The organism is Kribbella sp. NPDC056345, from assembly GCF_042262745.1.
Classification (GTDB): Bacteria; Actinomycetota; Actinomycetes; order Propionibacteriales; family Kribbellaceae; genus Kribbella.
The window spans coordinates 49048-75637 of the sequence record NZ_JBHJQQ010000012.1; the positions used below are offsets into that span (position 1 = coordinate 49048).

Here is a 26590-nt window from a genome sequence, read left to right on the forward strand (position 1 = left end):
GCTGCTGTGCCGTTTCACGGCCTTATGTTCGCGTTCAGGTGGAAGAAGTTCGTCGGGTCGTAGGCCCGCTTCACTGCACGCAGTCGCTGGAGATCGGCCGGGCTGTACGACGTCTCGGCGCGACCGTGATCGCCGAGGAAGTTCACGAAGGTGCGACCGGAATCGGGGAGCAGTCCGGCCGGCAGTTCGCGGTCGATGATCAGCGAGAACTGTGCCTGGCGGTGACCGACCGGGCCGGCGCCCGGACCTGGGTGCGCCATCGCTCCACTCCAGTGCCGAAGTTCGATGGTCGGCTCGTCCTCGATGCTGGTCAGTAAATCGATGACGTCGTCGGTGAGTTCGTCGAGGAAGTCCAGGTGCCGGGCAGGCGTCCCGCCCATCGCGGCGTCGGCGTACTCGATCGTGGTCAGCTCACCGGCCAGTCGCGGACCGGCGACCGCGAACAGCGGCTTCAGGAGGTGATCGGCCAGTTCGCGGGTTCCGGCGTACAGGACCTTGATCGCGACCGCGCGCTGTTCGGTGCCGGGGATGCGGGTCAGGACGACCGCAGTGCTCAGCTCGTTGGGGATCGTGGCGGTCCAGTCGCGGTAGCGGCGGAGGATCTCGGCGGCGCGGTCGATGCCGTAGTAGACGATGCCGGCGTGTACCTGGCGGACCGGGTACAGGCGGAACTCGAGTGACGTGACGATGCCGAAGTTGCCGGTGCCACCGCGGATCGCCCAGAACAGATCCGGGTGCTGCTCGGCGGTCGCCGTCACCACCCGGCCGTCCGCGGTCACGACCTCGGCCCGGATCACGCTGTCGGCCGCGAACCCGTACTTCCGCGCCAGCCAACCGACTCCACCACCAAGCGTGTACCCGGTGACGCCGACGTCCCGCGACGATCCCGACAACGGCGCCAGCCCGAACTGCCGCGCCGCATCGAGCACCGCACCCCACCGCGCACCCGGCGCAACCTTGGCGACCCGCCGCTCGGGATCCACGAAGACCGCCGTCATCGGCGTGGTCTTCAGCAGGATGCCACCATCGGCCGGCAGCTTCGTCCCGTGACCGGTCGCCTGCACAGCCACCGGTACGCCGTACTCCCGCCCGACCCGGACCACCGCCTGCACGTCACTCCGGCTGTACGCCTCGGCAACCAGCACCGGCCGCGAGTCCACCGAAGGCACGATCGCCCGCCGCTGCACGTCGTACTCAGCCTCACCCGGCAACCGCACGTCGCCGTTGAACCCCGCCCCGAGCAGCCCGGCCACCAGGTCCCGCCCTGTCGCCACCACAACCTGCGTAGACATGTCTCGCTCCCCTTCGCCGTTTTGCTCTCACCCACACGTCGAAGGAGAACCGCCCAGATTGACACTGCCACCAAACTTTTCTTGATGACCTTCACCAAGCAGTTCGCGTCCGCGCCTCGTGGCCAACCGGACCGCGAGTGGGCCGCGCTCACACTGCTCGCGGCCGCGGTACCGGATCTGGTGCCGGCACCGGTGTCCCGTGGGCCGATGTGGGTGACCATGTCGGTCGTCCCGGGCGAGCCGCTCGCCGATCCAGTGACGCCTCAGCAGGTCGAAGCGCTGGGCGTCGCGCTGGACACGCTCTGGTCGGTCTCGCCGGCTTTGGTGCCGCTCGACATCGCTGCGCTGATCGAGCGAACCTCTGTCGGGCTTGCCGCCTTGCGCGAGCGCGACGACGTGATCGGCACAGCCGCTGCGGCCTGTGACGGGCTCGACTGGTCCGGCCTGCTGGTGATCCACGACCCCGTCGTCGCGCACGGGGATCCGAATGTTGCGAACTACCTGTGGGACGGCACCCGGATTCGGATCGTCGACTTCGAGGACGCGGGCCTCGGTGATCGGACAGTCGAGCTCGCGAATCTGATCGAGCACCTGGCCGGCCGCCGTACCGACTGGAGCTCACTCATCCACAGGTGGCCTGTGGATACCGCCCGGCTGCACAGCGCTCGCACGCTCTGGGCCGCCTTCTGGCTCGGGCTGATCGGCCCTGGCGGACCCAGCTTTGTGCGAAACCCACCTGGAACTGCGGAGGCCCAGGCTGAGCGAGTGCTGGGGCTTATCGCTCCACGGTGAGTTCGGCGAGGCGGTCGGGGTCGGCGAGGATGTTGAGTTCGGTGATCTTGCCGTCGGTGATGGTGAAGGCCATCACCCCCTGGACACGGCCGTCGACGACGGTCACGGCGCCGGGCACGCCGTTGATCAGAGCGAGTTCGGTGTGCGGGGCCAGGCGGCTGAACATCAGCGCCTGCTCGACGACGGCCAGTGCACCCCGGACCACCTTCGAGACCGCCGCCCCACTCTCGCCGTCGCCGGCGTCGGCCCGCAGTACGACGTCCGGGTCGAGCAGCACCAGCAGGCCCTCGAAGTCGCCGCCACGGGATGCGGCCAGCCAGGCGTCCACGATGGCGCGCTGCCGGCTCGGGTCGCCGTCGTGGGCCGGTGCGCCCTGGACGCGCCGCCGTGCCCGGCTGGCGAGCTGCCGTGCGGCGGCAGGCGACTTGCCGACGACTTCCGCCACCTCGTCGAAGCTCAGCCCGAACATGTCGTGCAGTACGAACGCCAGCCGCTCCGCCGGCGCCAGAGTCTCCAGTACGACGAGCAGCGCGAGCCCCACCGCATCTGCCTGCACCGCCTCGTCCTCGGGCGCCCTGGTGTCCGCCTTCAGCGAGACCGGGTCCGGTACGAACGTGTCGAGTGAGTCCTCGCGCCGTGACTTCCGGCTCCGCAGCATGTCCAGACAGACCCGCGACACCACAGTGGTCAGCCAGCCGGCCAGATTGGCCACCTCGCTCACATCAGATCGGCTGAGCCGCAGCCACGCCTCCTGTACGGCGTCCTCGGCCTCACTGCGCGAACCGAGCATCCGGTACGCCACCCCGCGCAGGTGATCCCGCTGCTCCTCGAAACTCCGCGCCAGCTCGTCCACTGCTCTTGCTCCCTCTTGTTGCCCGTCCGGTCATTCTCTTGACGAATCGCGACCACATCATGTGACACGGTGCCAAGATGTGGAGTCATGACCTTCTCCGACGACTTCGACGGTCCCGCCCTCGACCAGTCCGTTTGGTCGCCGTACTACCTGCCGCAGTGGAGCTCCCGTGCTGCGACAAAGGCCAGCTACACGCTGAGTGATTCGTGTCTGACACTCAGCATCCCCACGGACCAGGGACTGTGGTGCGCCGGGGACCACAAGCCTGACCTGCGGGTCTCGGGCCTGCAGTCTGGTCGGTACTCGGGTCCTGTGGGCAGCACTGTCGGTCAGCAGCCGTACCGCGACGGACTGCTCGTTCAGGAGGAGCAGGAGCCGTTCTGGGGCTGGACTCCGGCTGGTGGACGCGTCGAACTGCGCGCGCGAGCCGATCTGAGTCCCCGCTCGATGGTTTCGCTCTGGATGGTCGGACTGGAGGATCAGCCCGAGCGGTGCGCGGAGATCTGTGTCATGGAGGTCTTCGGCGACGCCGTGGTGCCCGGCGAGTCCGCTGCGGTCGGCATGGGGCTGCACAGCTTCCGTGACCCCTCGGTCACCGAGGACTTCGAGGCGGTCCGGCTGCCGATCGACATCCGCGAGTTCCACACCTACGCGGTGGAGTGGGCCGACGGGGTGGCCGAGTTCAGCGTTGACGGTTCGCCGATCCGCCGGTGCACGGGTGCGCCGACGTACCCGCTGCAGTTGATGCTGGCGGTGTTCGACTTCCCGGATCGGTCTGTCGGTGACGACGACCACCTGGTGCCTACGTTTACCGTCGACCACATCGTTGCGTAGGATCACTGACATGTTCATGCGCGCGGGGATGTGGTGGGCCGTCGACTAGACGGCTGCTTCCGCGTGTAACCACTCCGGCCGTCTCTTCCGAGGCGGCCTTCTCGGAGGAGCGGTCCCTGTCCCGAGGACTGCTATGGCAACCGCACTCCGGACCTGGTCCGGGCTCATCTCCGCCCTGCTGAACGGCTCCGACCTGACCACGGCGGACACCGGCTGGGCCATGGACCAGGTGGTGCTGGGCGACGTCTCCCCGGCCCAGATCTCGGGCTTCCTGATCGCTCTGCGTGCCAAGGGCGAGACAGCCGACGAGTTGCTCGGACTGGCCTCGGTACTCCGTTCACACGCGATTCCTGTGCGGATCGACGGCCCTTTCGTCGACATCGTCGGCACAGGTGGCGATCGGACTGGCGCGATCAACGTCTCCACCATGGCTGCGGTAGTAGCAGCGTCTACCGGAGTGACCGTGGTCAAACACGGTGGCCGAGCCGCCTCCTCATCTGCGGGCGGCTCTGCCGATTTGGTCGAGCAGTTGGGTGTCCCGCTCGACCTGTCCGCTTCTGAGGCTGCCAGGTCGGCCGCTGACGTTGGGCTTGCGTATCTGTTCGCACCGCGCTTCAACCCCGCGCTGCGCCAGGCGGCCGTCGTACGGCGGGAGCTCGGCGTACCGACTGCGTTCAACGTGCTGGCGCCACTGCTGCACCCAGCCGACCCACAGCACCAGCTAGTCGGGGTGGCCAATCCGCAGATGCTGCCGGTGATCGCTCAAACCCTTTGTCAGCAAGGGAAAACGGCACTGGTTGCTCGTGGCGACGATGGACTGGACAAGCTCACCACAACCACGTTCTCCCGGCTATGGCTTGTTTCTGACGGCACGCTGCGCGAGACGGTCTTCGATCCGCGTGGACTCGGTTTGCGACCCACCACACTGTCGGCTCTGCGTGGGGGTGATGCGGCCAGCAACGCTCGCGTTCTGCATGCACTGGTCAACGGCGAACCCGGTCCGGTGCGAGACGTCGTACTGCTCAATGCTGCGGCCGCTCTGACCACGCTGAACCTGCAGCCCGACCACTTCCTCGACCAACTCGCCACCTGTCTGGATGAGTGCCGTGCAGCACTGGACAGCGGCCGCACTGCAACAACACTGGCTCGCTGGATAGGCTCCACGTGATGCAGGAACTGTTGGAGGCGGCTCGCGCGGGCGACCAGGAGGCATTCGGTCAGCTCGTCGAGCCGTGGCGGGGTGAACTGCACGCACACTGCTACCGCATGCTCGGATCCTTTGCTGACGCGGAGGATGCGGTGCAAGAGACGTTGCTGCGGGCCTGGATGAGCCTGGACGGGTACGACGACCGCGGGTCGATCCGGCCATGGCTCTACAAGATCGCCACGAACCGTTGCCTCACTCTGATCGAGCGCCGCGGCCGCCGCGAGCTCCCGGTGGATGTCGAGGGCGCTGGGGAGGTTCTGTGGCTGGAGCCGTACCCCACCAGCCGTCTCGACTGGACCACTCCGGAGGCTCGTGTGGCGACGCTGGAGTCGGTGGAACTGGCGTTTGTCGCCACCCTGCAGCACCTGTCGGCTCTGCAACGCGCAGTACTCCTGCTGCGCGACGTACTGGCATTTGCTGCGCGTGAGGTCGCTGAGCTGCTGGATACCTCAGTGGCCGCGGTCAACAGCGCACTGCAACGCGCCCGGGCGGTGGTCGGGTCAGCTCCGACACAACAGACCACCTTGCGTGCGTTGGGCGAACCTGCGCAGCGGGACTTGGTACGGCGCTACATGGCCGCCTGGGAAGCCGGTGACGTCGACACGATCGTGGCGATGCTGGCGGACGATGCGAAGTACTCGATGCCGCCGGTGCCGCAGTGGTTCGCAGGCCGGGCAGCAATCCGGTCGTTTCTGGAGGAAGGGCCGCTGCAGAGCCGCTGGCGCATCCTGCCGGCGCATGCGAACGGCCAGCTCGCCGTGGGCACCTACCTGCTGCAAGGCGACCGCTATGTGCCTGCCGGACTCGATCTGCTGGTCCTGCGCGGTGCCGAGATCGCTGAGGTCGTGTCGTTCCTGGAGGCGGACTTCGCCCCGTTCGGACTGCCGGCCGAACTGCCGCGATGAGTTTCCGGCGGTTGCCGGGTTCTATGGGTATGACAGACGAACAGCAGATCCGCACCCTGATCGAGCGCTGGGTCACCGCGGTCCACGCCGCTGACCTGGCGACAGTCCTCGCCGACCACGCCCCGGACATCGTCATGTACGACGTACCGCCGCCGTACGACGGTGTGCGCGGGCTGGAGGCTTACCGGGAGACCTGGCCTGGGTTCTTCGAGTGGCAGCAGACCGGCGCGTGCTTCGAGCTGGAGTCGCTCGACGTGACAGCCGGCGCCGACGTCGCCTTCGCCTACGCCCTTCTCCGCTGTGGCACCCCGGACGAGTTCAAGACCAACCCTGACCTCCGCCTCCGCCTCACACTCGGCCTCCGCCGCCAGAACGACCGCTGGATCGTCTCCCACGAGCACCACTCATTCCCACTCGCCTCGTAGGCTGGGCGCATCAGCCGCGAGTCATACCTGCGTCAGAACCCAGTCCCTGAAGGAAAGTAGCGCTGTACCGTCCCAGTCGTGCCCGTCGGTCTCTCGTTGCGCGGCTGACACCGGCGTGGCACTTCGGTAGCAACTCAGGGCCTGCTCTACGACCGCGTGGTGTGCTTCCGGCAGGTGCTCACGTGCCCAGACCGCACCCTCTTCCTTGCTGAGCACGGTCCCTGGGCCCAGCTCCAGAGTCGCCAGAACGCGGCATGCGTTCAGCACTCCGTAGTACGGCGACTTGAGCAGGGCGTCTCCTGCCATCACATCCTGCAGGTCCTCCAGCACGGCGGAAAGGTAGTCGTCGTGCGGGACCGGCGCAAACACCTCTTCCGGCGGTGGACCGCTCAGCGCCACTCCACGCTTCCTGGTGACAGTGATGTGCGCGGCGAGATCCGGATCAGCACCCGTCTCGGTGTAGTCCACCCGGCCTTCGAGAATCGCAGCTGTCCACATCGCCGAGTAGTGCACCTCGTACGGGCGCGGGTGCTGATGCGTCGCGGCCTGCTCAGCCGTGAGCACCGACACTTCGAGATCACCGAGCACCGGCCGCGTGGCCGCCGTACCAGCAAAGCCTCTGGCTACCCGCTCCCGCTCGGCTGCAGTCAGGGGCGCGGGTACTACCACCAGCAGGTCCACGTCACTCTTCGCGCGGTAGAAGCACCCCATGGCCAACGAGCCGTGCACATACGCCCAGCCGTCCACCAGACCGGCCGCCCGCAACACATAGTCACGAACGTCCGCGTCACAGTCCGCCCAGGACTGTCCCCGCCCGCTCACATGCATGGTGGCGACAGTAGTCCGCACGCGTCACGGGCTGCACAGCATTTTCACCGCCCGGTGGCACCGTCAATCTGCTCACGCAGGATGTCCATGTGCCCGGCATGCCGGCCGGTCTCCTCAATCATGTGCACCAGCAACCAGCGCATGGTCGACGCACTCCCCTTGCGCGCAGTCAGAGGCGCAGAAGCCGTCAGATCGTCGTAGCCCGCGATCACCTCATTCGCCTGCCGCACCGCCTCCCGGTACGCCGCCACTACCGACTCCACGGTGTCCCTGGCGCCCGGCCGCATAGTGGCCGACCAGCTCCGAACATCCGCTCCCAGAAAGTAGAAGCGCTCCACAGCAGTCAGATGCTTGGCCAGCCCCAACACACTGGTCCCCGACTCCACCCCCGCCGTACGCACCGCCGGCTCGGGCGCTCCTTCGACCTTCCGCGCCACCGCCTCCCGCAGGTAGTCAAGGAAACCCACCAGCGTCTCCTTCTCACTGCCACCGCTCCGCGGCGGTCCCACATCAGTCCTCTTCACCCGGCCAGCATGCTGAGCGATTCGCCGCCGTTGCAAGAAAATTCGCCGTACTGGCAACACGTCACTCGTCGGAGCAGCGAATCCCCTGCGCCCTGAGGAAGGTACGCACCTGCGCAGAGTGCAACTGCAGGTGCATCGCCCCCTGCACCAGAACCGCCGCCAGAGACGTCCCACCGTTCCGGTGCTGCTCTGGTAGGTCTGCAGCCGCCTGCCCATCAGTCAGCTCGGCAAAGACCACATCGACCTTCCCCCGGCAGTAGTCCAGGTAGCCGAACATCTGCTCACGCGAGTAGGTAGGCGGTACGACGTACGCCTCCTCGTCCCCCACTGCTCCGCAACGACCGCGCACCATATCGTGAGGGACTGATCCATCACGCGAACATAGCGAAGGGTCCGGTGGTGGCGGTGGCACATCTTCTCGCAGACGACGCCGGCATGACTGTCTACATCGGATGCCCTCGGCTGCTCGGTGGCGAAGACGGTGGGACGGTGCTGTCCGACTTCTACCTGGAGGTGCTTGGCTGGCCCCGGTACGACGCCTACGGGACGTGGTTCCTGTCGAGAAGCCCCAAGTTCCGCATCGGGTTCGACGGCGACGGCTGGTCGGATCAGCGGCCGCCACGCTGGCCCGACGCGGACTACCCACCGCAGCTCCATTTCGACATCGCCGTACCCGACCTGGACGCCGCCAGCACCCGTGTCACCGCATCAGGCGGTGCCTTGCTGCAGGACAACACCGACCACCGGGTCTACGCCGATCCCGCTGGGCACCCACTCTGCCTCTACGCGGCCCCGTCCGGAACGGCGACAGTCGTCCGCCTGGTCTACGACTGCTTCAGCCCGCGTTCGCTGGCGCGGTTCTACGAGGGGTTCCTCGGCACGCAGGATCGGCTCGAAGACTCACCTGATCGAGTCGTGCTCGACCTAGACGACGACGAGCTGCCCAACCTGGCGTTCCAGCACACAGAAGGCCCCGCTCCCCGGTGGCCCGACCCCGCCTACCCGGCACAGCTCCACGTGGACTACCGCTTCACCGTCGACCACGAAACTCCCCACTTCCGCACCCCAGCAGCCAAAGCCGCAATGGCCCGCGCCGAAGACCTGGGCGCCATCCACCTCCGAAACGCCGTCTACGCCGACCCAGCCGGCCACCCGTTCTGCTTCTGAGGCGGTCAGCGTCTCGTCTGGTACCTGGACATGACTATGCCCTCGGAGAACGTTCGCGTTTCTACCAGGTTCAGGTTCACCCAGCTGTCCAGGGCGGTGAAGAACGGGGTGCCGCTGCCTACCAGCACCGGGTGGGTGACGATCTCGTACTCGTCGACCAGGCCGGCGCGCAGGGCCGCTGCGGCGAGGGTGGCGCCGCCGATCCTGATGGGCTCGCCGTCCTCGGCCTTGAGCCGGGTGATCTCCGGTACGGCGTCGCCGGTGAACAGGCGGGTATTCCAGTCGACCTTGTCGATCGTCGAGGAGAACACGACCTTCGGTGTGTCTCGCCAGTTCCGCGCGAACTCGACCCGCGCCGGCGTGGCACCAGGCTGCTGGTCACCGGTCGGCCAGGCCGCACTCATCACCTCCCACAGCTTGCGACCGTACAGCAGCAACCCGATGGCCAACTCCCGGTCGAGCCACCACTGAAACAGCTCGTCGCTCGGCACGCCCCAGCCGATGTCGTCGCCGGGCGCGGCGATGTAGCCGTCCAGGGACAGGTTCATGCCGTAGATCAGTTTCCGCATGGCGCCACGCCTTTCTGCCGGTCCGGCGGCCGCTCACCGCCCGTCACCCCTGCTACGAACGCGGCACGGCGGATCCGACAGGTCATCGACAGAAAGCGGAGGGCGTGGGATTCGAACCCACGATGACGGTCACCCGCCATACCGGTTTTCAAGACCAGCGCACTCGGCCACTATGCGAGCCCTCCTGGCGGCATGCCGCCGAGCGTTGAGGATAGCGCAGGGGCGGCGGTAGGGTGCCGGGGAGATGGGTGGAAGAGCCGCCTGGGGTGTGTGGACGGAGGTGCGCTGATGTCTCGGAGTGTCGAGGACATGGCAGTCACCGTCCGGTCGGCGTACTGATTCTGCGCTGATCGGGCTCACGGCCGGCGGAGCGTCGGCTGGTCCGGTTGTTTCGTCATGCCCTCTGGAGTTTCTTCATGCCTTCTCTTCGTGAGACCGTGCTGCCTTCTGCGCTCGGGCCCGATTTTCGCCGCATCTGGCCGGCGGCGATTATTTCCAACCTTGGTGACGGGGCGCTGCTGGCTGCGGGCCCGTTGCTCGTTGCTTCGATCACGAGTGAGCCAGCTGCGGTCGGTGCTGCAGCGTTCGTGCAACAGTTGCCTTGGCTGTTGTTCGCGTTGTTCAGTGGTGCGCTAGCCGATCGGCTCGACCGGCGGACGATGATTGTTGCCGCTGACCTCTTTCGTGCAGTTGTCCTTGCTGCGCTGGGTGTTGCCGTGCTGATCGGTACGTCGCCACTCTGGGCGATCTACGTCGCGCTGTTCCTCCTTGGTACGGCGGAGACACTCGCCGACAGCGCAGCTGGCGCGCTACTGGTGAGCGCCGTACCGAAAGACCAGCTGGGTAAGGCGAACGCCCGGCTCTACGCCACGGGGACACTGCTGCAGCAGCTCGGCGGTCCGCCGTTGGGGGCGTTGCTGTTCGCGGTGGGTGCAGGTGTGCCGCTGGTGTTCGACGCGGTCACGTTCGTGGCGGCTGCGGCGCTCATTGCGCGGGTGACCGTCCGTCCGGCACCTGCCGAGCCCGCTGGTACGGCGCTCTGGACAGAGGTGCGCGCTGGTATCAGCTGGCTGTGGGGTCACGCGGGCGTCCGGACACTGGCCTGCTCGATCCTCGTCATGAATGTCACGTTCTGCGCCGCCTTCGCGACCTGGGTCCTCTATGCGCGGGAGCAGCTCGGGCTGAGCGACACCCAGTTCGGACTGCTCGTGGCAGTGGGCGCTGTCGGCGGCGTGTTCGGGATGCCGGTGTACCACCTCCTCGAGCCTCGGGTGGGTTCGCTGACCCTGTTGCGGGCTGGTCTGATCATCGAGACGGTGGTCCACCTCGTTCTGGCGCTGACTCGGAGCCCGTGGGTCGCTGGCGCGACTATGGCCGTGTTCGGCATCCATGCGGTGGTGTGGGGCATTGTGTCGACCACAGCGCGCCAGCTGGCGACACCTGATGCGCTGATGGGCCGGGTCAACAGCGTCTACCAGCTGGCCTCGATCGGCGGTGCGGCGATCGGCTCTGCGCTGGGCGGCCTACTCGCGCAGCGGTTCGGTCTGACTGCTCCGTTCACGGTGGCTTTCGCGGCCATGGTGGTGATGACTGCGGTTGCGTGGCGTCCACTGCGACACGTCTCGGTACGGCGGGCGGCCGCCGTACCGGACTGAAATCGGGTCGCCACGCAGCCCGAGACTGGTAAGGATGGAGCATGCCCTCAGCGATCTCCCTCGGCCTACCCAACGTCCGCGGGCGGTTACCACTGCTGATCGGTCTGGCGATCGACTCGTTCGGTGGCGGCTGCGCAGGGCCGCTGTTGCTCCTGTACTTCGTTCGCGTCGCAGACATCCCGCTCGGTACGGCGGGCGTGCTGCTGACCGTCGCCACGCTGTTCTCCATCGCGGCTCCGGCCGCGGTGGGGGTGGTGATCGACCGGATCGGGCCGCGCAACCTGGTGGTCGGTGCACAGTTCGCGCAGGGACTGGCCTTCACCGGCTTCTTCTTCGGCCGCTCCCTGTGGCTGCTGTTTCTCTGCGCACTGGTGACCACGACCGGACAGCGCGTGTTCTGGTCATCGATCTTCAGCCTGCTGGCAGATGTCGCCGACGAAGGTGACCGAGACCGATGGTTCGGTCTGGGCGGGATGATGCAGGCCGGAGGCTTCGCACTCGGCGGTCTGGCGGCCGGTGCGCTACTGGCGATCGGCGGGACCACGCCGTTCCTCATCGCGATGGCCGTCAACGCAGTGACGTTCTACCTGGCCGGTGTGCTCCTGATGGGCCTGCATGCCTCGCACCACCAGCGCACCGTCGAGGACACCGGCCCGGCGCCGCTGCTGCGCAAGGACAGGCCATTCCTGACACTGATAGCCGCCAACACACTCTTCGCTCTCTGCGTGATGATGCTGAGCATCGGTCTGCCGGTGTACGTCGCAGAGGTGCTGCCGGTGCCCAAGTGGCTGGTCGGAGTGCTGCTGGCCGCGGCATCCGTCGTACTGGCGACCGGGCAGACACTGGTGGTCCGGCACACCGAGAAGCGCCGTCGTACGTCGGTGATGGTCGTAGCCGGTGTGGTGTGGGCGGTGTGGGGGCTGCTGATGGCCTCTCTCACGCAGGTGCCCGGCCCGGTGCTCGTGGTGGTGCTGGTGGTTGCGACGGCGCTGTACGCGTTCGCTGATCTGCTGCATGCGGCGACGAACAATGCGCTGGCCGCGTCGGTCGCACCGATGGCCGGACGCGGGAAGTACCTGTCGTACTGGCAGTACAGCTTCACGTTCGCGAGCGTGCTGGCGCCGGCGTACTTTGCGCAGCTCTTCGAAGCGCGGCACGAGCTGCCTTGGTTGGCCACCGCGCTCCTCGCCCTGGTCGCCGCGGGCACCCTCGCCGTCGTCGGTCGAACGCTGCCGGATCAGTCCGATTGACTTGTCAGGATTCGTTGCGCTCGATCGAACATCTGTTCTAATGTTTTCCCAGTTCGAGTTCTCCACCCGGACGTCCGGCCGGCCGAATCTCCCACCTTGATGTGGACGGCCGCAGACGGACCCGCCGCCCGGGGTGTGAGGTCCCGGGCGACGGAGAACCGCCCAGCTCGATAATGACGACTTGAGAGAACAGGTGATGCTCGACGGAGGGATGGCACTCGATGCTGCTCGAACACCGCGGCCGGCGACCGCTCGTGCCGGAATCCGCCTATGTCGCACCCTCGGCCGTGCTCTGCGGTGCCGTCGTTCTCGGCGAAGGCAGCAGGGTTCTGCACGGGGCTGTGCTGACGGCGGAGGACGGTGAGGTCCGGCTCGGCACGAACAGTGTGGTGATGGAGAACGCCCTGGTGCGCGGCCGGGCGAATCATCCCGCCCTGCTCGGCGACGCGGTCCTGGTAGGTCCCCATGCACACGTGAACGGCGCCACGGTCGAGGACGAAGTCTTCATCGCCACGGGCGCCGCGTTGTTCCCCGGTTCTGTCGCTGGCGCGGGCGCGGAGCTCCGGATCAACAGCGTGCTGCAGGTCAAGTCGCGCCTGGAGCCCGGCGCGGTCCTCCCGATCGGCTGGATCGCAGTCGGAGACCCGGCTCAACTCTTCGCGCCCGACCGGCACGAGGAGCTCTGGCAGATCCAACGCGACCTGGACTTCCCCGGCACCGTGTACGGCGTCCCCCGAGAAACCAGCATGCGCGACATCATGGCGCGCCAATCAACCTTCTACGGCGCCCACCACGACGACCAGGAACTACCCCCCGACTGACTCGATGCCGTGTAGCTCGAACCGTCGTACTTGGACCGGTGACTTGCCGGCGCAGGTCAGCCGGGCGTCGACGGTGTCGAAGTGCACTGACACCTCAACCACCAGCTCTCTCGTGCCAGCCGTGAGGGTGACTTTGTAGTGGTGGTTGGGGAGGGCTTGGATGTGGGTGGGGTGGAGGGTGTTGAGGTCCAGGGGATGGCCGGCTTGGCGGGCGTAGTGCTGGGCGGCTTGGACGGGTGGGGGGAAGGTGCCGGCGCCTCGGAGGAGGTCGGGGACCACTCGGCCTTCGGCGTGGTGTTTGGCGACCTCGACGGCGCGGGCGGGGGTGACTTGGCCGTAGAAGAGGGCGTGCGGGAGGACTACTACGTTGCCGGCGAAGCGGTCGCCGCCGATGTGGCTGCACTCCCAGGTTCGGTCCGGGTAGGCGGCGGTCAGGGCGGCTGCTACCGGGCGGCCGCGGACCGCGCAGCAGGCGTCGTGGCGGCCGTGGGTGCAGACGAGGTAGATCGGTTCCTGGGTTGGCGCTGGGAGATCGGTGTTGGTGGCCACTGCGTTCAGGACGTTGAGGAGGTCGGCATCCGCGTCGAACTCGCCCCACCTGGTGGACTCGTGGCCGGGGCGGCAGTCGACCAGGGCATACCGGCGTACGGCGACGCGGTCGGCGCGACCGTGGCGTCGGATGAGGACTGGGCGGTACCCGAGGTCCGCGCAGCGGCGGGCTACTTCGGCGCCGACGTCCGGCAGAGCGGTGAGGGCCTGGTGCGGCCACGGTGTGCGGGACTCGATCAGGAGCCATCGGTCGGCGGGCGGAGCGGTGGCGATCATGGAATCGCCGCGCTCGAGAGCCATCGCCGCGCACCCGGTGTCGGGGCGATAGCGGCGGTCGGCCGGAGCCGAGGGCGCCGCAGAGGCAGGATCCTGGGGAGTTGTCACTAGAAGGCAGTTTATGACTGCGGGCCTCCAACCATCCGCACGCATCAGTTCAAGAGGTCGGGACCAGGACTGCTTCCCGCAGCAGGCGGCGGACAAGTACCAACTGGTCTTCGAGTGGCAGGCCGGCCAGAGTGCCCACTTTGTGCTCCTGACCGTCGAGCAGTTGGCTGAGGGCCTGGGTGACCGCAGTAGGGAACGTGATAGTTCGGTCCGGGAGCTGGAGTGTCACGGGGTCGCCTGGGACCAGCCGGTGCCGGAGTCCGGCTCGGAGGCGAACCGTGGTCCCAGAAGCCAAGGTGGTGAGCGCCGCGGCGTGGGCCAACGGTGGGATGGGCTCCGGGCGGTTGGCGGACCAGGTACGGCGGCGCAGGCGCGGCGCAAGGTCGTCCGCGGAGGTGGAGCGGAGCTGGGCGACCAAGAGCTCGGTCACCTCAGGAAGCACCTCGGCCAGTTGGGCCGGGTCACCTGGATCGAAGCCGAGCGGGAGTGCCGTTCGGAGCGCTGGTTCCCGAGCGGCCAGAGCGGCCAGCTCCTGGACCAGCAGGTAGCGGGTCAGCGTGTGGAGGCCCACGGTCAAGTGGGCGCTGACACCGCCTAGAGCCTTGGCTGAGTGCAGGAAGCCGCGGGGCACGTACAGCGCGTCGCCCGGCCGCAGGACTTCGTCGACTACTGGTGACTTGTCGCGGGCAGCCTCGGCCACCGCAGCGGAGTGGTCGGTCCAAGGCTGGTTGCGCAGTGGGTCGACGTGGACTGGCTCATGGACTGTCCAGTGCTTCTCGCCGGCTACCTGCAGTACGAAGACGTCATGTACGTCGTAGTGCGCGGAGAACCCCTGTGACTCCGGCGGAGTGATGTAGGCGTTGATCTGCACCGGATGACCGGCATCCGTCGACAGCTGGGTACCGAAGTCGACCAGCGCGGGCCAGGTGCGATGCAGCGCCTGCAGTACGACGGTGTGGCCGCTGGCGAACAGCCCTGCGACCTTGTCGTCACGGACCTGGTCGGAGATGTCCGCACCGACACCGCCGGAGCCGGTGAACTGCCCGTCCCCAACGACAGCCCCGTTCTTTGCGATACGCAGGAACGGGGTGCGGAGACCGCGGCGGGACAGTAGCTCGTCTGCGGCGGTCAGGGTGAAGAGGTCGTCGTACGGCGCGGGCAGGTCGGGGGCGTGCGACAGCAGCGCACGTGAACCCCAGTAGGTGCTGCCGAATTCGTCGAGGTCGCCTGCCACGCAGCGCCGAAGAGCCGGACGGTCAACCGTCACGGCAGGATCTGGTTGCGGTCCGGCTCCCGGCACTGTCGTCACCAGCTTCCGGAGTTGCCGCTCGCGCCTCCGTCGGCACCACCATCGGTCGCATTCGAGTCGGCGCCACCATCAGCCGTGCCCTCAGCGTCAGCAGAGCCGGAGCCCTCACCTCCGGCACCACCATCGGCACCACCGTCCGTGCCGCCTCCTACCGCACCACCGTCAGCAGGACCCTCGTTCGAGTCACCGCCGCCGAAGCCACCGGAATCACCGTCGCCGCCGGAGCCACCGCCGTACCCGTCGCCGCCGCCACCGTCGGCACCACCATCAGCGCCGCCGTCCGTACCGCCACCGACCGCACCACCGTCAGCAGGACCCTCACTCGAGTCCCCACCGCCGGCCGGACCCTCCGCCCTCTCGCTGCCGTACCCGGATGACGTGTTCCCGCCGGCCTGCGTGTCGTTGCCTTCGGTCGAGCCGCCGGCAGAGCCTCCGTACTCGCCGCCGCCGTCGGACTCGGTGTTCATGTCCTCGTCGTTCAGTCCCATGGTGCTGCTCCCTTCACTGATGGTTTCAGAGCACCGGACAGTGGAGCAGGGCGCTCTGGGACCATCCTGTGCGCAAAGGACGGGCTGCCTAAACGTCGCGCCGGTTACAGGTCGACGGCAGTGTCTCGCCACACCTTCACGAAGCCATCAACAACGTCCTCCGGTCGCACTGCGATCCGCAGCCAGTCCGGTCCGAGGCCGGGGAACGTGTCCCCCCGCCGTACCGCGTATCCCTTGGCACGCAAGGCTTCTCGCAGTACGGCGCCGCCCGCGACCTGCACGAGGACGAACGGCGCCCGCGGTACGCCGTATGTGCGCCCGGCAACCAGGTTGTCGAGCAGGTAGGACCGCTGGCGCTCGATGTCGCAAGCAGCCGCAGCAGCCTCAGCGACCGCATGCTCGTTGCTGCAAGCAATCGCGGCGGCCAGCGCAGGCGTGGACACCGGCCAGTGCGGCTGTACGGCGGCCAGTTGCTCGATCAACCCGGAGGCCGCGAGCACGTAGCCGACCCGCAGCCCAGCCAGCCCCCAGGTCTTGGTGAGACTGCGTACCACCACCAGCCCCGGGATCGACGCACCGGCCAGCGACTCCGGCTCACCCGGTACGGCGTCCATGAACGCCTCGTCGACCACGAGGATCCGGTCCGGCCGGGCGAGCTCGCGCAGGTCGTCGGCGCGATGCAGGACCGAGGTCGGGTTGGTCGGGTTGCCGATCACCACGAGGTCCGCCTCGGCCGGAATCGCCGCCGGGTCCAGGACGAACCCGTCCTCAGCCCGCAGGACGACCCGGTCCACCATGTGCCCCGCGGACCGCAGCGCCGCCTCGGGCTCGGTGAACTGCGGGTGCACGACGACCGCATGTCGTGGCCGGAAGGCGCGGGCGATCAGTACGAACGCCTCGGCCGCACCGGCAGTCAGCAGCACACGCTCCGGGTCCACCCGGTGCCGCACAGCGACCGCCCGCACGGCAGCCTCCTGACGTGGGTACGCCGCCAGGTCCGACAGGCTGGCAGTGATCGCGTCGATCAGCCAGGGCGGCGGCGTACCGGTCCGCACGTTGACGGCGAGGTCTACGAGGCCGTCACCGACCTCGAGATCGCCGTGGTGCCACAAATCAAAGCCATCCGCCACAAGGCGAGGCTAACCCGAGACTAGGAACGGGGAGTGACAGCGAAGCGGCGGTTGGCCAGTGAAGGGTTGCGCTGGCGCACGTCGGTGAGGCGGTCGCCGGACAGTTCGGCCACCGCATAGCCGTCGCTGTCACCCACTGCGGCGACTGCGACGCCCTGTGGGTCGATGACCTGGCTGAGGCCGGAGTACTTCTTCCCGTTCTGCGCCGCGGCCGCCACGTAGCAGGTGTTCTCGATCGCGCGTGCGGTGAGCAGAGTGGTCCAGTGGTGCTCCTTGAGCGGCCCCCGCACCCACGCGGCCGGTACGACGAGGACGTCGGCACCCTTGTCGACCAGAGCCCGCGACAGCTCGGGGAACCGCAGGTCGTAGCAAGTCATCAGGCCCAGTGTCCGGCCGGCGACCTTCACCACGACCGGTGCGACGTCACCAGCAGTGAGCTGGTCAGACTCCTTGTAGCCGAACGCGTCGTACAGGTGGATCTTGCGGTACGCGCCGAGCAGGGCACCATCAGCACCGACCGCCAGCAGCGTGTTGTACGGGCGGTCCTGATCGCAGCTGCGTTCGAACATGCCCGCGACGATCGCCACTCCGTGCTCCACCGCACTCTTGCGCAGCGTCGACACGAACTCACCGTCCAACGGCTCCGCAACGTCCGCCACGCCATCGAGGTTGAAGTCAGCCATGATCGCCTCCGGCAGCACGACCAGGTCAGGCTGGTCCTGCGCCGCCTCGGCCACCACTCTGGTCACCAGGTCGCGATTGGCAGCCTTGTCGGAGCTACTGGCGGTCTGCACCACGGCGATCCTCATCTCTCCATGGTGCCAGGGTGCAGACTGCTGCGGTGGAATTCGATGCGGTAGTCGTGGCCGGCGGTGGGTCTACTCGGCTGGGCGGCGTGGACAAGGCGCTGGTGGTGCTGGAGGGCGTGACGTTCCTCGATCGCGTACTGCGCGCGGTCGCCGACGCCACCCGGACGGTTGTTGTCGGACCGGTGCGGGAGACCTACCGGACAGTGGAGTGGACCCAGGAGGATCCGCCCGGGAGTGGTCCGGTGGCTGGGCTGGCAGCGGGACTGGCCAGCGGGAGTGCGCCGGTTGTGGTGGTGCTGAGTTGCGACTTGCCGTGGGTGACGGCAGCTGACATCAGTCGGCTGGTCGACAGCGTCGGAAGCCACGATGGCAGTGGACTGCGGGACAGCGATGGACGAGACCAATGGCTGGCGGCGGCGTACAAAAGGACCTCGCTCGACCAGGCACTGGAGCGGCTCGGCGATCCGCGGGACCAGTCGGTACGGCGACTCACGGCCGACCTGGATCTGGTCTGGCAAGCGCCGACGCACGCCGGCGATGACGTGGACACCTGGGCCGACCTCGACGGCTGAAAACCGTTCGACAGCGCACCTAGGGTCCAACCCATGGACGTCAACGCGATGGTCGCCAAGGCCCGTCCCAAAAGCACGGTCACGAACGTCACGCAGCGGACCGGCGGACAGCTCAGCAGTGTGTTCGAGGCGAGCACCGACGAGGGCCCACTGATTGTGAAGGTCTACCAGCCGGAGTGGGCCTGGAAGCAGGCCAAGGAAGTCCACGTCTACGGGCTGCTGGCCGCTGAGTTCACCACCGAGATCCCGCAGGTGCTGTACGTGGAGCAGGACGAGTTCACCGTCCTGACCAAACTCGACGGGGTGCCGTTGTCCGAGCTCGAGCCACCGGACTGGCGGGCGATCTACCAGCAGATCGGTGCGCTGCTGCGGCGGATGCACGGGATCCCGCAACCGGCGTACGGGTATCTGGTCGATCAGATCCTCGATCCGTTGCCGGACAACGAGCAGTACGTCCGGCGGCAGTTCGCCAAGAAGCTGGCGGAGTTCGAGCAGCTCGGGGGCGACGCCGTACTGCACCAGCGGATCACCGAGTACGTCGAGCGCCACACCGACCTCACCACCGACCACGCCGTCCTGTGCCACAACGACTTTCACGAAGGCAACGTGCTGGTCGATCCGCAGACCTGGCAGGTCACCGGGTTCGTCGACGTCGAGAACGCGATCGCGGCCGACCCGTTGATGGATGTCGCGAAGACCATCTCGTACTCGATCCGCGACAACACCGACAAACTCAAAGGACTCGAGGACGGGTACGGCGAGATCCCCAACGAGCGCATCGAGCTGTACCGGGTCTACCACTCGCTCGAGCTATGGGACTGGTTCAAGTCGATAGGCGAAGACGTTCACCTGGACGGGATCGCTGCGGACATCGCCGGTACGGTGTGAGCTATGCGAGCTGTGGTGTGTGAGGGTGCAGGCGGACTCGAGGTACTGACCGTCGGAGAGATCCCCGATCCGACTCCGGCCGTGGACGAGGTCGTGATCGACGTCGTCGCGGCAGGTGTGAACCGGGCGGACCTTCTCCAGCGGCAGGGGTTCTACCCACCGCCCCCGGGCGCACCCGGCACGATCGGGCTCGAGGTCTCCGGCCGGATCGCCGCAGTCGGATCCGAGGTCACGGACTGGGCAGTCGGCGACGAGTGCTGCGCGCTGCTCGCCGGTGGCGGGTACGCCGAGAAGGTCGTCGTACCGGCGCCGCAGGTGATGCCCCTGCCGGAGGGGATCGACCTGATCAGTGCGGCCGCGTTGCCCGAGGTCGTGGCGACCGTCTGGTCGAACATCTTCATGGGTGCGCACCTCAAGGAAGGCGAGACCTTCCTGGTGCACGGCGGCGCCTCGGGGATCGGCACGATGGCGATCCAGCTCGGCGTCGCGCACGGTGCGCGCGTGCTGACGACTGTCGGCAGCAAGGACAAGATGGAGTTCGCGAGCCGGCTGGGTGCCGATATCGCGATCAACTACAAGGAAGCCGAGTGGGCCTCGGTGGTCAAGGAGGCGACCGGTGGCGCCGGGGCCGACGTCATCCTCGACATCATCGGCGCGAAGTACCTCACCGACAACGTGAAGTCCCTCGCGTACGACGGCCGCCTGGTCGTGATCGGCATGCAGGGCGGAGCGAAGGGCGAGCTGGACCTGGGCCGCCTGCTCAGCCGGCGCGCGTCGGTGACCGCGGCCGGCCTGCGGGCCCGTTCAGTCGCGGACAAGGGACGGATCATCGCCGAGGTGGTCGGCCACGTCTGGCCGCTGGTCACTGCGAAGAAGGTCCGCCCGATCGTCCACGCCACCTTCCCGCTCGCCGAGGTCGCCGAGGCACACCGCGCCCTCGAGGAGTCCACTCAGATCGGGAAGGTCCTCCTCACCCTCTAACTGGGGAAGTTCTCTGCCAGCCACTTCGGATCCGGCGCGACCAGCTGGATCACGTCGATCCAGCTGCCTTCGGGGTCACGCACGAAGAAGTGCCGCTGACCCCACACCTCGGTGACCGGCTCACCTTCCAGCTGCACCCCACCCTCGACCAGCGCGGCCGCTGTCTTGTCGGCGTCCTCGACGATGAAGCCGAACACGTTCGTGCTGTCCCGGAGCGCGTTCACCGCCGCCGGCACCGACTCGTGCCCGCGCTGGACGATCGCGAGCTCCCAGTCGGCGTCGCCGCGCCGGACGCAGATGAACCACCCGATATCGAGGGTGATCTGGAGATCGAAGTGCTGCTGATAGAAGGCGGCGACCTCCGCCGGACGGTCCGTGACCACGGTGGCACCGAAAGCTGCGGGTTGCATAGGCACTCCTGACTACTACAGATGTTGTTGTTGACCACGACAGTTGTAGTTCATGGCTGCTACAGTTGTCAACATGCCCCGGAACCCCGAACGCCGCACCCAGCTCGCCGACGCCGGTCTCGCCGTCCTCGCCGAAGCCGGCGCCCGCGGCCTGACCCACCGCGCGGTGGATGCCGCCGCCGGCCTCCCCGCCGGTACGGCGTCCAACTACTTCCGGACCCGGGATGCGTTGCTCGGCGCCCTCGGCGAGCGGATCTTCGAGCGACTCGCCCCGGACCCGGCCGTCCTCGAACCGCTGAGCAAACGCGAGCCGACCATCGACCTGGTCGTCGACTACCTCCGCTACATCGTCGAACGACTCCTCGGCCGCCCCGAGCTCTCCCTGGCCCTGATGGAGCTCCGCCTGGAGGCGGCCCGCCGTCCCGACCTGCACGAGATCCTCTCCCGCACGCTGCGCCAGGGCTTCGACGCCGACGTCTCCTTCCACGTGAACGCCGGCCTGCCCGGCGGCGCCGAGGAGGTCCGCCTGCTGCATTTCGCCATCGACGGCCTGATCCTCGACCAACTCACCCCCGGCACCGGCCACCCGTACGACGTCGACGCCACGACCGACCGCCTGGTACGGCGGCTGGTGGGTTGACCGCTCCATACTGGGTATGCATACTCAGTATCTATGTCGATCAAGCACGGACTACTGGCGTTGCTCCGCGAGGAACCGAAGTACGGGTACCAGCTGCGTGGAGAATTCGAGGCGGCCACCGGGGCGACCTGGCCGCTCAACATCGGGCAGGTCTACACGACCCTGACCCGGCTGGAGCGTGACGGCCTGGTCCGGGCCGCGTCGACCGAGGCCGACGGCCGATCGACGTACGAGATCACCGCGGACGGCCGGGCCGAGCTGGACAACTGGTTCCAGACGCCGGTGACGCGCGAGTCGCGGCCGCGGGACGAGCTCGCGATCAAACTCGCGCTGGCACTGGCGGTTCCGGGTGTCGACGTCAGCGCCGTCGTCCAGCGGCAGCGCTCGGCGACGATGCAGTCCCTGCAGGAGCTGACCCGGCTGAAGCGTGGCGACCGGGACGGCGAGATCTCCTGGCGGCTGGTGCTGGAGTCGATGATCTTCGCCGCCGAGGCCGAGATCCGCTGGCTCGACCACTGCGAGTCCATCCTGTTAAGACATCGCGGCCGCCCGGCGAAACAACCGCAGGTCCACGAGGCCGACGACACCTCCGAGGTGACCAGATGAGCGCGATCCTCGACATCCGCAGCCTGACCAGGACGCACGGCAAGGGCGAGCAGGCTGTGCACGCACTGCGCGGCGTCGACCTGAGCGTCGCGCCCGGCGAACTCGTGGCCGTGATGGGCCCGTCCGGTTCGGGCAAGTCCACCCTGCTGACCTGTGCCGGCGGTCTCGACCAGCCGACCAGCGGCGAAGTACTTGTCGACGGCAACGATCTGGTCACCCTCAGCCGGGCCGGGGTGGCCGCGCTGCGGCGCCGCCGGATCGGCTACGTCTTCCAGGACTTCAACCTGATCCCGGCACTCACCGCGGCCGAGAACGTCGCACTCCCGCTCGAACTCGACGGCACCCGGACCAGGACCGCCCGCAAGTACGCCGAAGCAGCCCTGCAGGAGGTAGGTATCGGTGAACTCACCGACCGTTTCCCCGACGACATGTCCGGCGGCCAGCGCCAGCGAGTGGCGATCGCCCGCGCCATCGTCGGTGACCGACGGCTGCTGCTCGCCGACGAACCCACCGGAGCCCTCGACTCCGAGACCGGTGAAGCCGTCCTCCAGCTGCTCCGGGACCGCTGCGACCAGCACGGTATCGCCGGCGTCCTCGTCACCCACGAAGCCCGGCACGCCGCCTGGGCCGACCGGGTGGTCTACCTGCGCGATGGTGTCCTGGTAGGCCAGGCCGGCCCGCTGGCCGACCCCGACCAGCTCCTGCAGGGAAGCCACTGATGGGCACCTGGGGCCCACCGCTGCGGATCGCCCGAAGAACCACTCGCAGGCACCTCGGCCGAACCCTCCTGGTCGCCGCCCTGATCGGCCTACCGGTCTTCGCCGCCACCTTGCTGGGCGTCAGCGGCCGCACCGCCAACCCGACCGGCGAGACACTGGCCGGGGTCACCATCGGCCAGGCGGACGCCCGGCTCACCGTGACGCCGTACGGCAAGCTGCAGACAGTGGACGAGGGGCCGAATCTCTACGGCCTGCCGGGACCGCCCGAGGGTCACGAGAAGCCGGTGCGAGACCCCGCGACCTTCGACCCCCGGCCGTTGCTTCCGGCCGGCAGCACCGCGGTCCGCGCACCGAGCGAGATGGGCAGCGCGGACATCAAGGGGCCGTCCACGACCAACGGAGCGTCCGTCATCGTCGGCGAGGCGCAACATCCGCTGGCCGGCGGCCTCAGCCGTCTGGACGAAGGCCGGTTCCCGGTCGCGCCGACCGAGGTGGCGATCACGCCGGCCTTCGCCAAGCACCTCGGCGTCACGGTCGGCGGCACGATGCAGGACGCGAAGGGCCGCTCGTACCAGATCGTCGGCCTCGCGCGGCCGATCTCGCAGCCGGGCAACTGGTGGATCTTCGCTCCGCCCGGTACCCCGTTGATCTCTCTTGCCGACAACCCGGAGATCCCCTGGCTGGTCGACCTGCCGGCCGGGACCGACCCGCTCACGCTCTACCCGGCACTGTCCGGCCACGGGCTGTATTTGTTGCCACGAGCAAACATTGTGGACCCACCCGGGGACTTCGGCGGTGGCGGCGTCGGGCCGTACGCCGCGATGGCGCTGGCGATCGGGTTCGGCATCCTCGAGATCGTCCTGCTCGCCGGTACGGCGTTCGCGGTCGGAGCCCGGCGGCAGACCCGCGAACTGGGGCTGGTGCTGTCCACCGGCGGCACCCCGCGCGATGTCCGGCGGATCGTCCTGCTGCAGGGTCTGTTCGCCGGCGCGGTCGGAGTACTCGGCGGATTGGTGCTGGCGGCAATTACTCTCGTCGTCGGCCGGCAGCTGCTGGAGGAACTCAACGGTTCACTGCTCGTCGGCTGGCAGGTCCCGTGGGGCGGGATCATCCTGATCGCGGCCCTCGGGCTGGCCGCAGGGCTCGCGGCCGCCGCCCTGCCGGCGATCAGCGCGAGCCGGCAGACTCCGATGGCCGCGCTGTCCGGACGCTTCGCGGCGACGATCGCGCGGACCACCATCCGCAAGCCTGCCGTCCTGATGATCATCACCGGGGTCTTCCTGGTGCTGATCGGTTCCGGCCTGCTCGCAGCGGAGCTCGCCGCGGTCCGCAACGCTCAGACCTACGGCGGAAGCCCCCGGACCAGCGCCACCCCCACCGGTCCGATCGCACTGGTCCTGATGGGCATCACGGCCGTTGTCAGCGGCCTGGTCTGGATGCTGCCGAGTCTCGTGGGCAAGCTGGCCGGCCTGGCTCGGCATCTACCGCTCAGTGGCCGGTTGGCGCTGCGGGACGCCGCCCGGCACCGGCATCGCACCGGCCCGGCCACCGCGGCGATCATGATGGCGGTCGCAGCGACGGCGGCCATCGCCTTCGCCGGGGCGAACTCGACTGCGGCGGACGCAGCGACGTACATGCCGCAAGGCCAGCTGGGCAACGCGATGGTGCGCTTCGGCAGCGACTCGGCATCGGTGCCGTACACGGCCGCGACCGAAGAACGCATCGCCGGACAACTGCCGACCGAGCGCGTCTACCGCTTCGGGATGATCGAGGCGTCCGGGACGCCGGCCGGCGGCTACCAGTCCTGGATGAGCGCCTCTGGTGGCCCGACCGGGACGCAGTCCGACTTCGTGGGCGGACTGGTCGTCGTGGACCCGGCCTACCTGGACGCCGCCGGCCCCGAGGGACGCAAGGTGGCTGATCGTCTCCGGGCCGGGGACGCCGTGGTGCCCCATGCCCAGTTCACCACGACCGGCACGGTTCGGATCGACGGTTTCAGCAGCACCGAAGGACCCAAGACGCTCGCGACCCACAAAGCGACGTACGCCGGTCCCTACCCGAAGATCGAGCTGTTCCAGGACCAGGTCCTGATCGGCCCCGACGCGGCCGCGAAGATCGGCAAGGTCGGCACGTTCGCCGTCGAGTACGAACTGAAGCGGCTGCCGACCGACGACGAGATCACCGCGGTGGACCGCTTGCTCGGTCACGATGGCCTGCTGGTCGTCGAGAAGGGCTACCAGGATCCGACGCGGCGTCTCCTGATCGGAGTCATCGTGGCCGCGGCCGTCGTCACCTTGCTCGGTGTCGCGATCTCGGTGTCCCTGTCGGCAGCGGAGGGCCGGGCGGATCTGGCCACGCTGGCTGCGATCGGCGCCCCGCCGCGTCGTCGACGCAGTCTGGCGGCCGCACAAGCGTGGGTGCTCGGGCAGTTGGGATGCGTGCTGGGAGTGGGAGTCGGCGCGCTCTACGGCTACACGGCCCACGCCGCCTTCGGCTCACCGACCTTCGCGGTCCCGTGGCTCTCGTTGGCCACCATCGTGATCGTGGTCCCGCTCTTCGCCGGCCTGATCGCGTGGGCCCTGACGCGGTCGCGGCTGCCGATGGTGGCTCGGATCGACTAGCTAGCTCGCGATGTGGGCCACCTCGGGGTAGGCGACCGGGTACGGCGGTGTGCTTGTGACGCGCCAGTCGCCACAGGCACACCGCTGGTAGACGACGAGTCCTTCGCTGATCTGGTGAGAGGACACCGCGCTCCAGCGGTGCCGATGAGTCTCGGTGGGGGCTGTCATGTCTCCATCGTGCTGTAATGGCATTATGCATCTCAACCCTTACGGTGCCGACGCAGTGCTGCTGGCCGTCAACTTGGTCACGCGACCGGCCTCGACCCCGGACGAACTCGCGGAACGCTGCGAGGAGAGCGGTGTCGAGAGCCGGCTCGTGCGTGACCGGAAGGTGACCCGCGCGGATCTGGCCGCGGTCCGGGTCGCTCTGGACGAGTGGTTGGAAGTCGTGGACGCCGAGGACGAGCAGACTCGCGTCAATCTGATGAACGCCATGCTCGCGAAGTACACCGAGCATCCGCGGCTGACCAACCACGCCGGCGACGGGTGGCACATGCACTACCGACCGGACCACGTGCCGGTCGGCAGGCTGGTCGCGACACTGATCAGCACCGGTACGGCGTTGCACCTGGCCGGCCGTGGCATCAGCCGGCTCGGGCGCTGCGCCACCGAGGGCTGCGACAACGTGTACGCCGATCTGTCGCGGACCGGCAAGCAGCGCTACTGCAGTCCCGCCTGCGCCAACCGGGACGCCGTCCGGCGGCATCGTGCCCGTACCCCCTAGCCGTCAAGCGCCTGGGTCCTAGGATGGGCAGATGAGCGAGAGCAGCAGCGGCGAGAGCCAGGAGATGCCGATGGCCGGGGCACGGACCGAGGACGGCAAGGTGCTGATCGTCGGCCCGGACGGTATGGCTGTCGAGGGACCGCCGCGCTCGAACGACGACGACGATCACGATGAGCCACGATCGGTGACCGAACTGGTCGAGCAGCCGGCCAAGGTGATGCGGGTGGCGAACATGATTCGCCAGCTGCTCGAAGAGGTGAAGTCGGCACCGCTCGACGAGGCCTCCCGGCAGCGGCTGCGGTCGATCCACGAAGCCTCGATCAAGGAGCTGGAGAGCGGACTCGCACCCGAGCTCGTCGAGGAGCTCGAGCGGCTCAGCCTCGACTTCACCGAGGACAGCACGCCGACCGAGGCCGAGCTGCGAATCGCACAGGCCCAGCTGGTCGGCTGGCTGGAGGGTCTGTTCCACGGCATCCAGACCGCCCTGTTCGCCCAGCAGATGGCCGCCCGCCAGCAACTCGAAGGACTGCGCCGTGCCCTCCCCGGCGGCCAGCCGCCCACCGGCGAAGAGGGACCTGGCTTCCCCGGCGCCCCACAGGCCACTGACGGGCCTGGTAGCGGCGGCATGTATCTCTAAG

At 68.1% G+C, this 26590-nt stretch carries 31 protein-coding genes and 1 tRNA gene; 18 read left to right on the forward strand and 14 right to left on the reverse strand.

Annotated elements, in window-relative coordinates; genetic code table 11:
- Window positions 1–14 precede the first annotated feature (14 nt).
- Window positions 15–1292, reverse strand: coding sequence for an FAD-binding oxidoreductase (locus ACFCV3_RS33180; protein WP_376036822.1), 1278 nt, complete (start codon window positions 1290–1292; stop codon window positions 15–17).
- A gap of 81 nt (window positions 1293–1373) precedes the next feature.
- Here ACFCV3_RS33180 and ACFCV3_RS33185 point away from each other — a divergent pair, with 81 nt between their 5' ends.
- Complete coding sequence (locus tag ACFCV3_RS33185) at window positions 1374–2084, forward strand: phosphotransferase family protein (RefSeq protein WP_376036823.1); 711 nt, start codon at window positions 1374–1376, stop codon at window positions 2082–2084.
- Here the strand turns inward: ACFCV3_RS33185 and sigJ are convergent.
- Complete coding sequence (sigJ, locus tag ACFCV3_RS33190; RefSeq protein WP_376036824.1) at window positions 2068–2937, reverse strand: RNA polymerase sigma factor SigJ; 870 nt, start codon at window positions 2935–2937, stop codon at window positions 2068–2070. The genes ACFCV3_RS33185 and sigJ overlap by 17 nt on opposite strands.
- An 87-nt stretch (window positions 2938–3024) precedes the next feature.
- On the opposite strand from sigJ, the gene ACFCV3_RS33195 reads away from it, so the two are divergent.
- The 4 genes from ACFCV3_RS33195 (at window position 3025) to ACFCV3_RS33210 (ending at window position 6308) form a co-directional block, all read left to right on the forward strand.
- Window positions 3025–3771 (forward strand): glycoside hydrolase family 16 protein, encoded by a 747-nt coding sequence (locus tag ACFCV3_RS33195; RefSeq protein WP_376036825.1) that lies wholly within the window; start codon window positions 3025–3027, stop codon window positions 3769–3771.
- 133 nt (window positions 3772–3904) lie between these two features.
- Window positions 3905–4939: an anthranilate phosphoribosyltransferase gene (gene trpD / locus ACFCV3_RS33200; protein WP_376036828.1), complete on the forward strand. Its 1035-nt coding sequence runs from the start codon at window positions 3905–3907 to the stop codon at window positions 4937–4939.
- A complete protein-coding gene (locus tag ACFCV3_RS33205; protein ID WP_376036830.1) occupies window positions 4939–5883 on the forward strand; it encodes a sigma-70 family RNA polymerase sigma factor in 945 nt (314 codons plus the stop codon). Before trpD ends, ACFCV3_RS33205 begins: the two co-directional genes overlap by 1 nt.
- Before the next feature lie 29 nt (window positions 5884–5912).
- Window positions 5913–6308 (forward strand): YybH family protein, encoded by a 396-nt coding sequence (locus ACFCV3_RS33210; RefSeq protein ID WP_376036831.1) that lies wholly within the window; start codon window positions 5913–5915, stop codon window positions 6306–6308.
- A gap of 21 nt (window positions 6309–6329) precedes the next feature.
- Here the strand turns inward: ACFCV3_RS33210 and ACFCV3_RS33215 are convergent, their stop codons facing one another.
- From ACFCV3_RS33215 to ACFCV3_RS33225, 3 genes are all read right to left on the reverse strand, one after another.
- The gene (locus ACFCV3_RS33215; protein ID WP_376036834.1) at window positions 6330–7136 is read right to left on the reverse strand and encodes an aminoglycoside adenylyltransferase domain-containing protein; all 807 of its coding nucleotides are present in this window, start codon (window positions 7134–7136) and stop codon (window positions 6330–6332) included.
- A gap of 44 nt (window positions 7137–7180) precedes the next feature.
- Window positions 7181–7603, reverse strand: coding sequence for a DinB family protein (locus tag ACFCV3_RS33220; RefSeq protein ID WP_376036836.1), 423 nt, complete (start codon window positions 7601–7603; stop codon window positions 7181–7183).
- Between the two features lie 118 nt (window positions 7604–7721).
- Window positions 7722–7988, reverse strand: coding sequence for a hypothetical protein (locus ACFCV3_RS33225; RefSeq protein WP_376036838.1), 267 nt, complete (start codon window positions 7986–7988; stop codon window positions 7722–7724).
- Between the two features lie 107 nt (window positions 7989–8095).
- Between ACFCV3_RS33225 and ACFCV3_RS33230 the strand changes: the two genes are divergently transcribed.
- Window positions 8096–8827 (forward strand): VOC family protein, encoded by a 732-nt coding sequence (locus ACFCV3_RS33230; RefSeq protein ID WP_376036839.1) that lies wholly within the window; start codon window positions 8096–8098, stop codon window positions 8825–8827.
- A gap of 5 nt (window positions 8828–8832) precedes the next feature.
- Here the strand turns inward: ACFCV3_RS33230 and ACFCV3_RS33235 are convergent, their stop codons facing one another.
- Window positions 8833–9396, reverse strand: coding sequence for a dihydrofolate reductase family protein (locus tag ACFCV3_RS33235; protein ID WP_376036842.1), 564 nt, complete (start codon window positions 9394–9396; stop codon window positions 8833–8835).
- A 96-nt stretch (window positions 9397–9492) separates the two neighbouring features.
- Window positions 9493–9581, reverse strand: a tRNA-Ser gene (locus ACFCV3_RS33240).
- Between the two features lie 231 nt (window positions 9582–9812).
- On the opposite strand from ACFCV3_RS33240, the gene ACFCV3_RS33245 reads away from it, so the two are divergent.
- The 3 genes from ACFCV3_RS33245 (at window position 9813) to ACFCV3_RS33255 (ending at window position 13122) form a co-directional block, all read left to right on the forward strand.
- Window positions 9813–11051 carry an MFS transporter gene (locus ACFCV3_RS33245; protein ID WP_376036844.1) on the forward strand — a complete coding sequence of 413 codons (1239 nt, stop codon included), beginning with the start codon at window positions 9813–9815 and terminating at the stop codon, window positions 11049–11051.
- Between the two features lie 41 nt (window positions 11052–11092).
- The gene (locus ACFCV3_RS33250; protein ID WP_376036846.1) at window positions 11093–12301 is read left to right on the forward strand and encodes an MFS transporter; all 1209 of its coding nucleotides are present in this window, start codon (window positions 11093–11095) and stop codon (window positions 12299–12301) included.
- Between the two features lie 221 nt (window positions 12302–12522).
- A complete protein-coding gene (locus ACFCV3_RS33255; RefSeq protein ID WP_376036849.1) occupies window positions 12523–13122 on the forward strand; it encodes a gamma carbonic anhydrase family protein in 600 nt (199 codons plus the stop codon).
- On the opposite strand, the gene ACFCV3_RS33260 is transcribed toward ACFCV3_RS33255, so the two are convergent.
- The 5 genes from ACFCV3_RS33260 to ACFCV3_RS33280 all read right to left on the reverse strand — a co-directional run bounded on the left by ACFCV3_RS33260 (window position 13108) and on the right by ACFCV3_RS33280 (window position 17791).
- Window positions 13108–13971 (reverse strand): sucrase ferredoxin, encoded by an 864-nt coding sequence (locus ACFCV3_RS33260; protein ID WP_376036851.1) that lies wholly within the window; start codon window positions 13969–13971, stop codon window positions 13108–13110. The two genes, ACFCV3_RS33255 and ACFCV3_RS33260, sit on opposite strands and share 15 nt — an antisense overlap.
- Window positions 13972–14104: 133 nt before the next feature.
- Window positions 14105–15322 carry a cupin domain-containing protein gene (locus ACFCV3_RS33265; protein ID WP_376036853.1) on the reverse strand — a complete coding sequence of 406 codons (1218 nt, stop codon included), beginning with the start codon at window positions 15320–15322 and terminating at the stop codon, window positions 14105–14107.
- Between the two features lie 38 nt (window positions 15323–15360).
- Window positions 15361–15852, reverse strand: a complete 492-nt coding sequence (locus ACFCV3_RS33270; protein WP_376036854.1) for a hypothetical protein — start codon at window positions 15850–15852, stop codon at window positions 15361–15363.
- Between the two features lie 104 nt (window positions 15853–15956).
- On the reverse strand, window positions 15957–16982 hold the full coding sequence (gene cobC / locus ACFCV3_RS33275) for an Rv2231c family pyridoxal phosphate-dependent protein CobC (RefSeq protein ID WP_376036857.1): 1026 nt from the start codon (window positions 16980–16982) through the stop codon (window positions 15957–15959).
- A 20-nt stretch (window positions 16983–17002) separates the two neighbouring features.
- On the reverse strand, window positions 17003–17791 hold the full coding sequence (locus tag ACFCV3_RS33280; RefSeq protein ID WP_376036859.1) for a carbon-nitrogen hydrolase family protein: 789 nt from the start codon (window positions 17789–17791) through the stop codon (window positions 17003–17005).
- Window positions 17792–17823: 32 nt separating this feature from the next.
- Between ACFCV3_RS33280 and ACFCV3_RS33285 the strand changes: the two genes are divergently transcribed.
- The 3 genes from ACFCV3_RS33285 to ACFCV3_RS33295 are packed head-to-tail and all read left to right on the forward strand — an operon-like array spanning window position 17824 to window position 20232.
- The gene (locus tag ACFCV3_RS33285; RefSeq protein ID WP_376036861.1) at window positions 17824–18363 is read left to right on the forward strand and encodes a molybdenum cofactor guanylyltransferase; all 540 of its coding nucleotides are present in this window, start codon (window positions 17824–17826) and stop codon (window positions 18361–18363) included.
- Window positions 18364–18396: 33 nt separating this feature from the next.
- Window positions 18397–19251: a phosphotransferase family protein gene (locus tag ACFCV3_RS33290; protein ID WP_376036863.1), complete on the forward strand. Its 855-nt coding sequence runs from the start codon at window positions 18397–18399 to the stop codon at window positions 19249–19251.
- A gap of 3 nt (window positions 19252–19254) precedes the next feature.
- Window positions 19255–20232, forward strand: coding sequence for an NAD(P)H-quinone oxidoreductase (locus ACFCV3_RS33295; RefSeq protein WP_376036864.1), 978 nt, complete (start codon window positions 19255–19257; stop codon window positions 20230–20232).
- Here ACFCV3_RS33295 and ACFCV3_RS33300 read toward each other — a convergent pair.
- On the reverse strand, window positions 20229–20642 hold the full coding sequence (locus ACFCV3_RS33300; RefSeq protein WP_376036866.1) for a VOC family protein: 414 nt from the start codon (window positions 20640–20642) through the stop codon (window positions 20229–20231). The two genes, ACFCV3_RS33295 and ACFCV3_RS33300, sit on opposite strands and share 4 nt — an antisense overlap.
- Window positions 20643–20715: 73 nt before the next feature.
- Between ACFCV3_RS33300 and ACFCV3_RS33305 the strand changes: the two genes are divergently transcribed.
- From ACFCV3_RS33305 to ACFCV3_RS33320, 4 genes are read left to right on the forward strand one after another with little or no spacing between them, the layout of a single operon-like run.
- A complete protein-coding gene (locus ACFCV3_RS33305) occupies window positions 20716–21282 on the forward strand; it encodes a TetR/AcrR family transcriptional regulator (RefSeq protein ID WP_376036869.1) in 567 nt (188 codons plus the stop codon).
- Between the two features lie 33 nt (window positions 21283–21315).
- Entirely contained in the window at window positions 21316–21888 is a 573-nt protein-coding gene (locus tag ACFCV3_RS33310) for a PadR family transcriptional regulator (protein WP_376036870.1), read from the forward strand.
- Window positions 21885–22607 (forward strand): ABC transporter ATP-binding protein, encoded by a 723-nt coding sequence (locus ACFCV3_RS33315; RefSeq protein ID WP_376036873.1) that lies wholly within the window; start codon window positions 21885–21887, stop codon window positions 22605–22607. The genes ACFCV3_RS33310 and ACFCV3_RS33315 overlap by 4 nt, the downstream gene beginning before the upstream one ends.
- Entirely contained in the window at window positions 22607–25228 is a 2622-nt protein-coding gene (locus ACFCV3_RS33320; RefSeq protein WP_376036875.1) for an FtsX-like permease family protein, read from the forward strand. Before ACFCV3_RS33315 ends, ACFCV3_RS33320 begins: the two co-directional genes overlap by 1 nt.
- Here the strand turns inward: ACFCV3_RS33320 and ACFCV3_RS33325 are convergent, their stop codons facing one another.
- Complete coding sequence (locus ACFCV3_RS33325) at window positions 25229–25396, reverse strand: hypothetical protein (protein ID WP_165952724.1); 168 nt, start codon at window positions 25394–25396, stop codon at window positions 25229–25231. It lies immediately after the preceding gene.
- A 25-nt stretch (window positions 25397–25421) separates the two neighbouring features.
- Between ACFCV3_RS33325 and ACFCV3_RS33330 the strand changes: the two genes are divergently transcribed.
- The gene (locus ACFCV3_RS33330) at window positions 25422–25952 is read left to right on the forward strand and encodes a CGNR zinc finger domain-containing protein (protein ID WP_376036878.1); all 531 of its coding nucleotides are present in this window, start codon (window positions 25422–25424) and stop codon (window positions 25950–25952) included.
- A 31-nt stretch (window positions 25953–25983) separates the two neighbouring features.
- Window positions 25984–26589: a bacterial proteasome activator family protein gene (locus tag ACFCV3_RS33335; RefSeq protein ID WP_376036881.1), complete on the forward strand. Its 606-nt coding sequence runs from the start codon at window positions 25984–25986 to the stop codon at window positions 26587–26589.
- The last annotated feature ends 1 nt before the right edge of the window (window position 26590 follow it).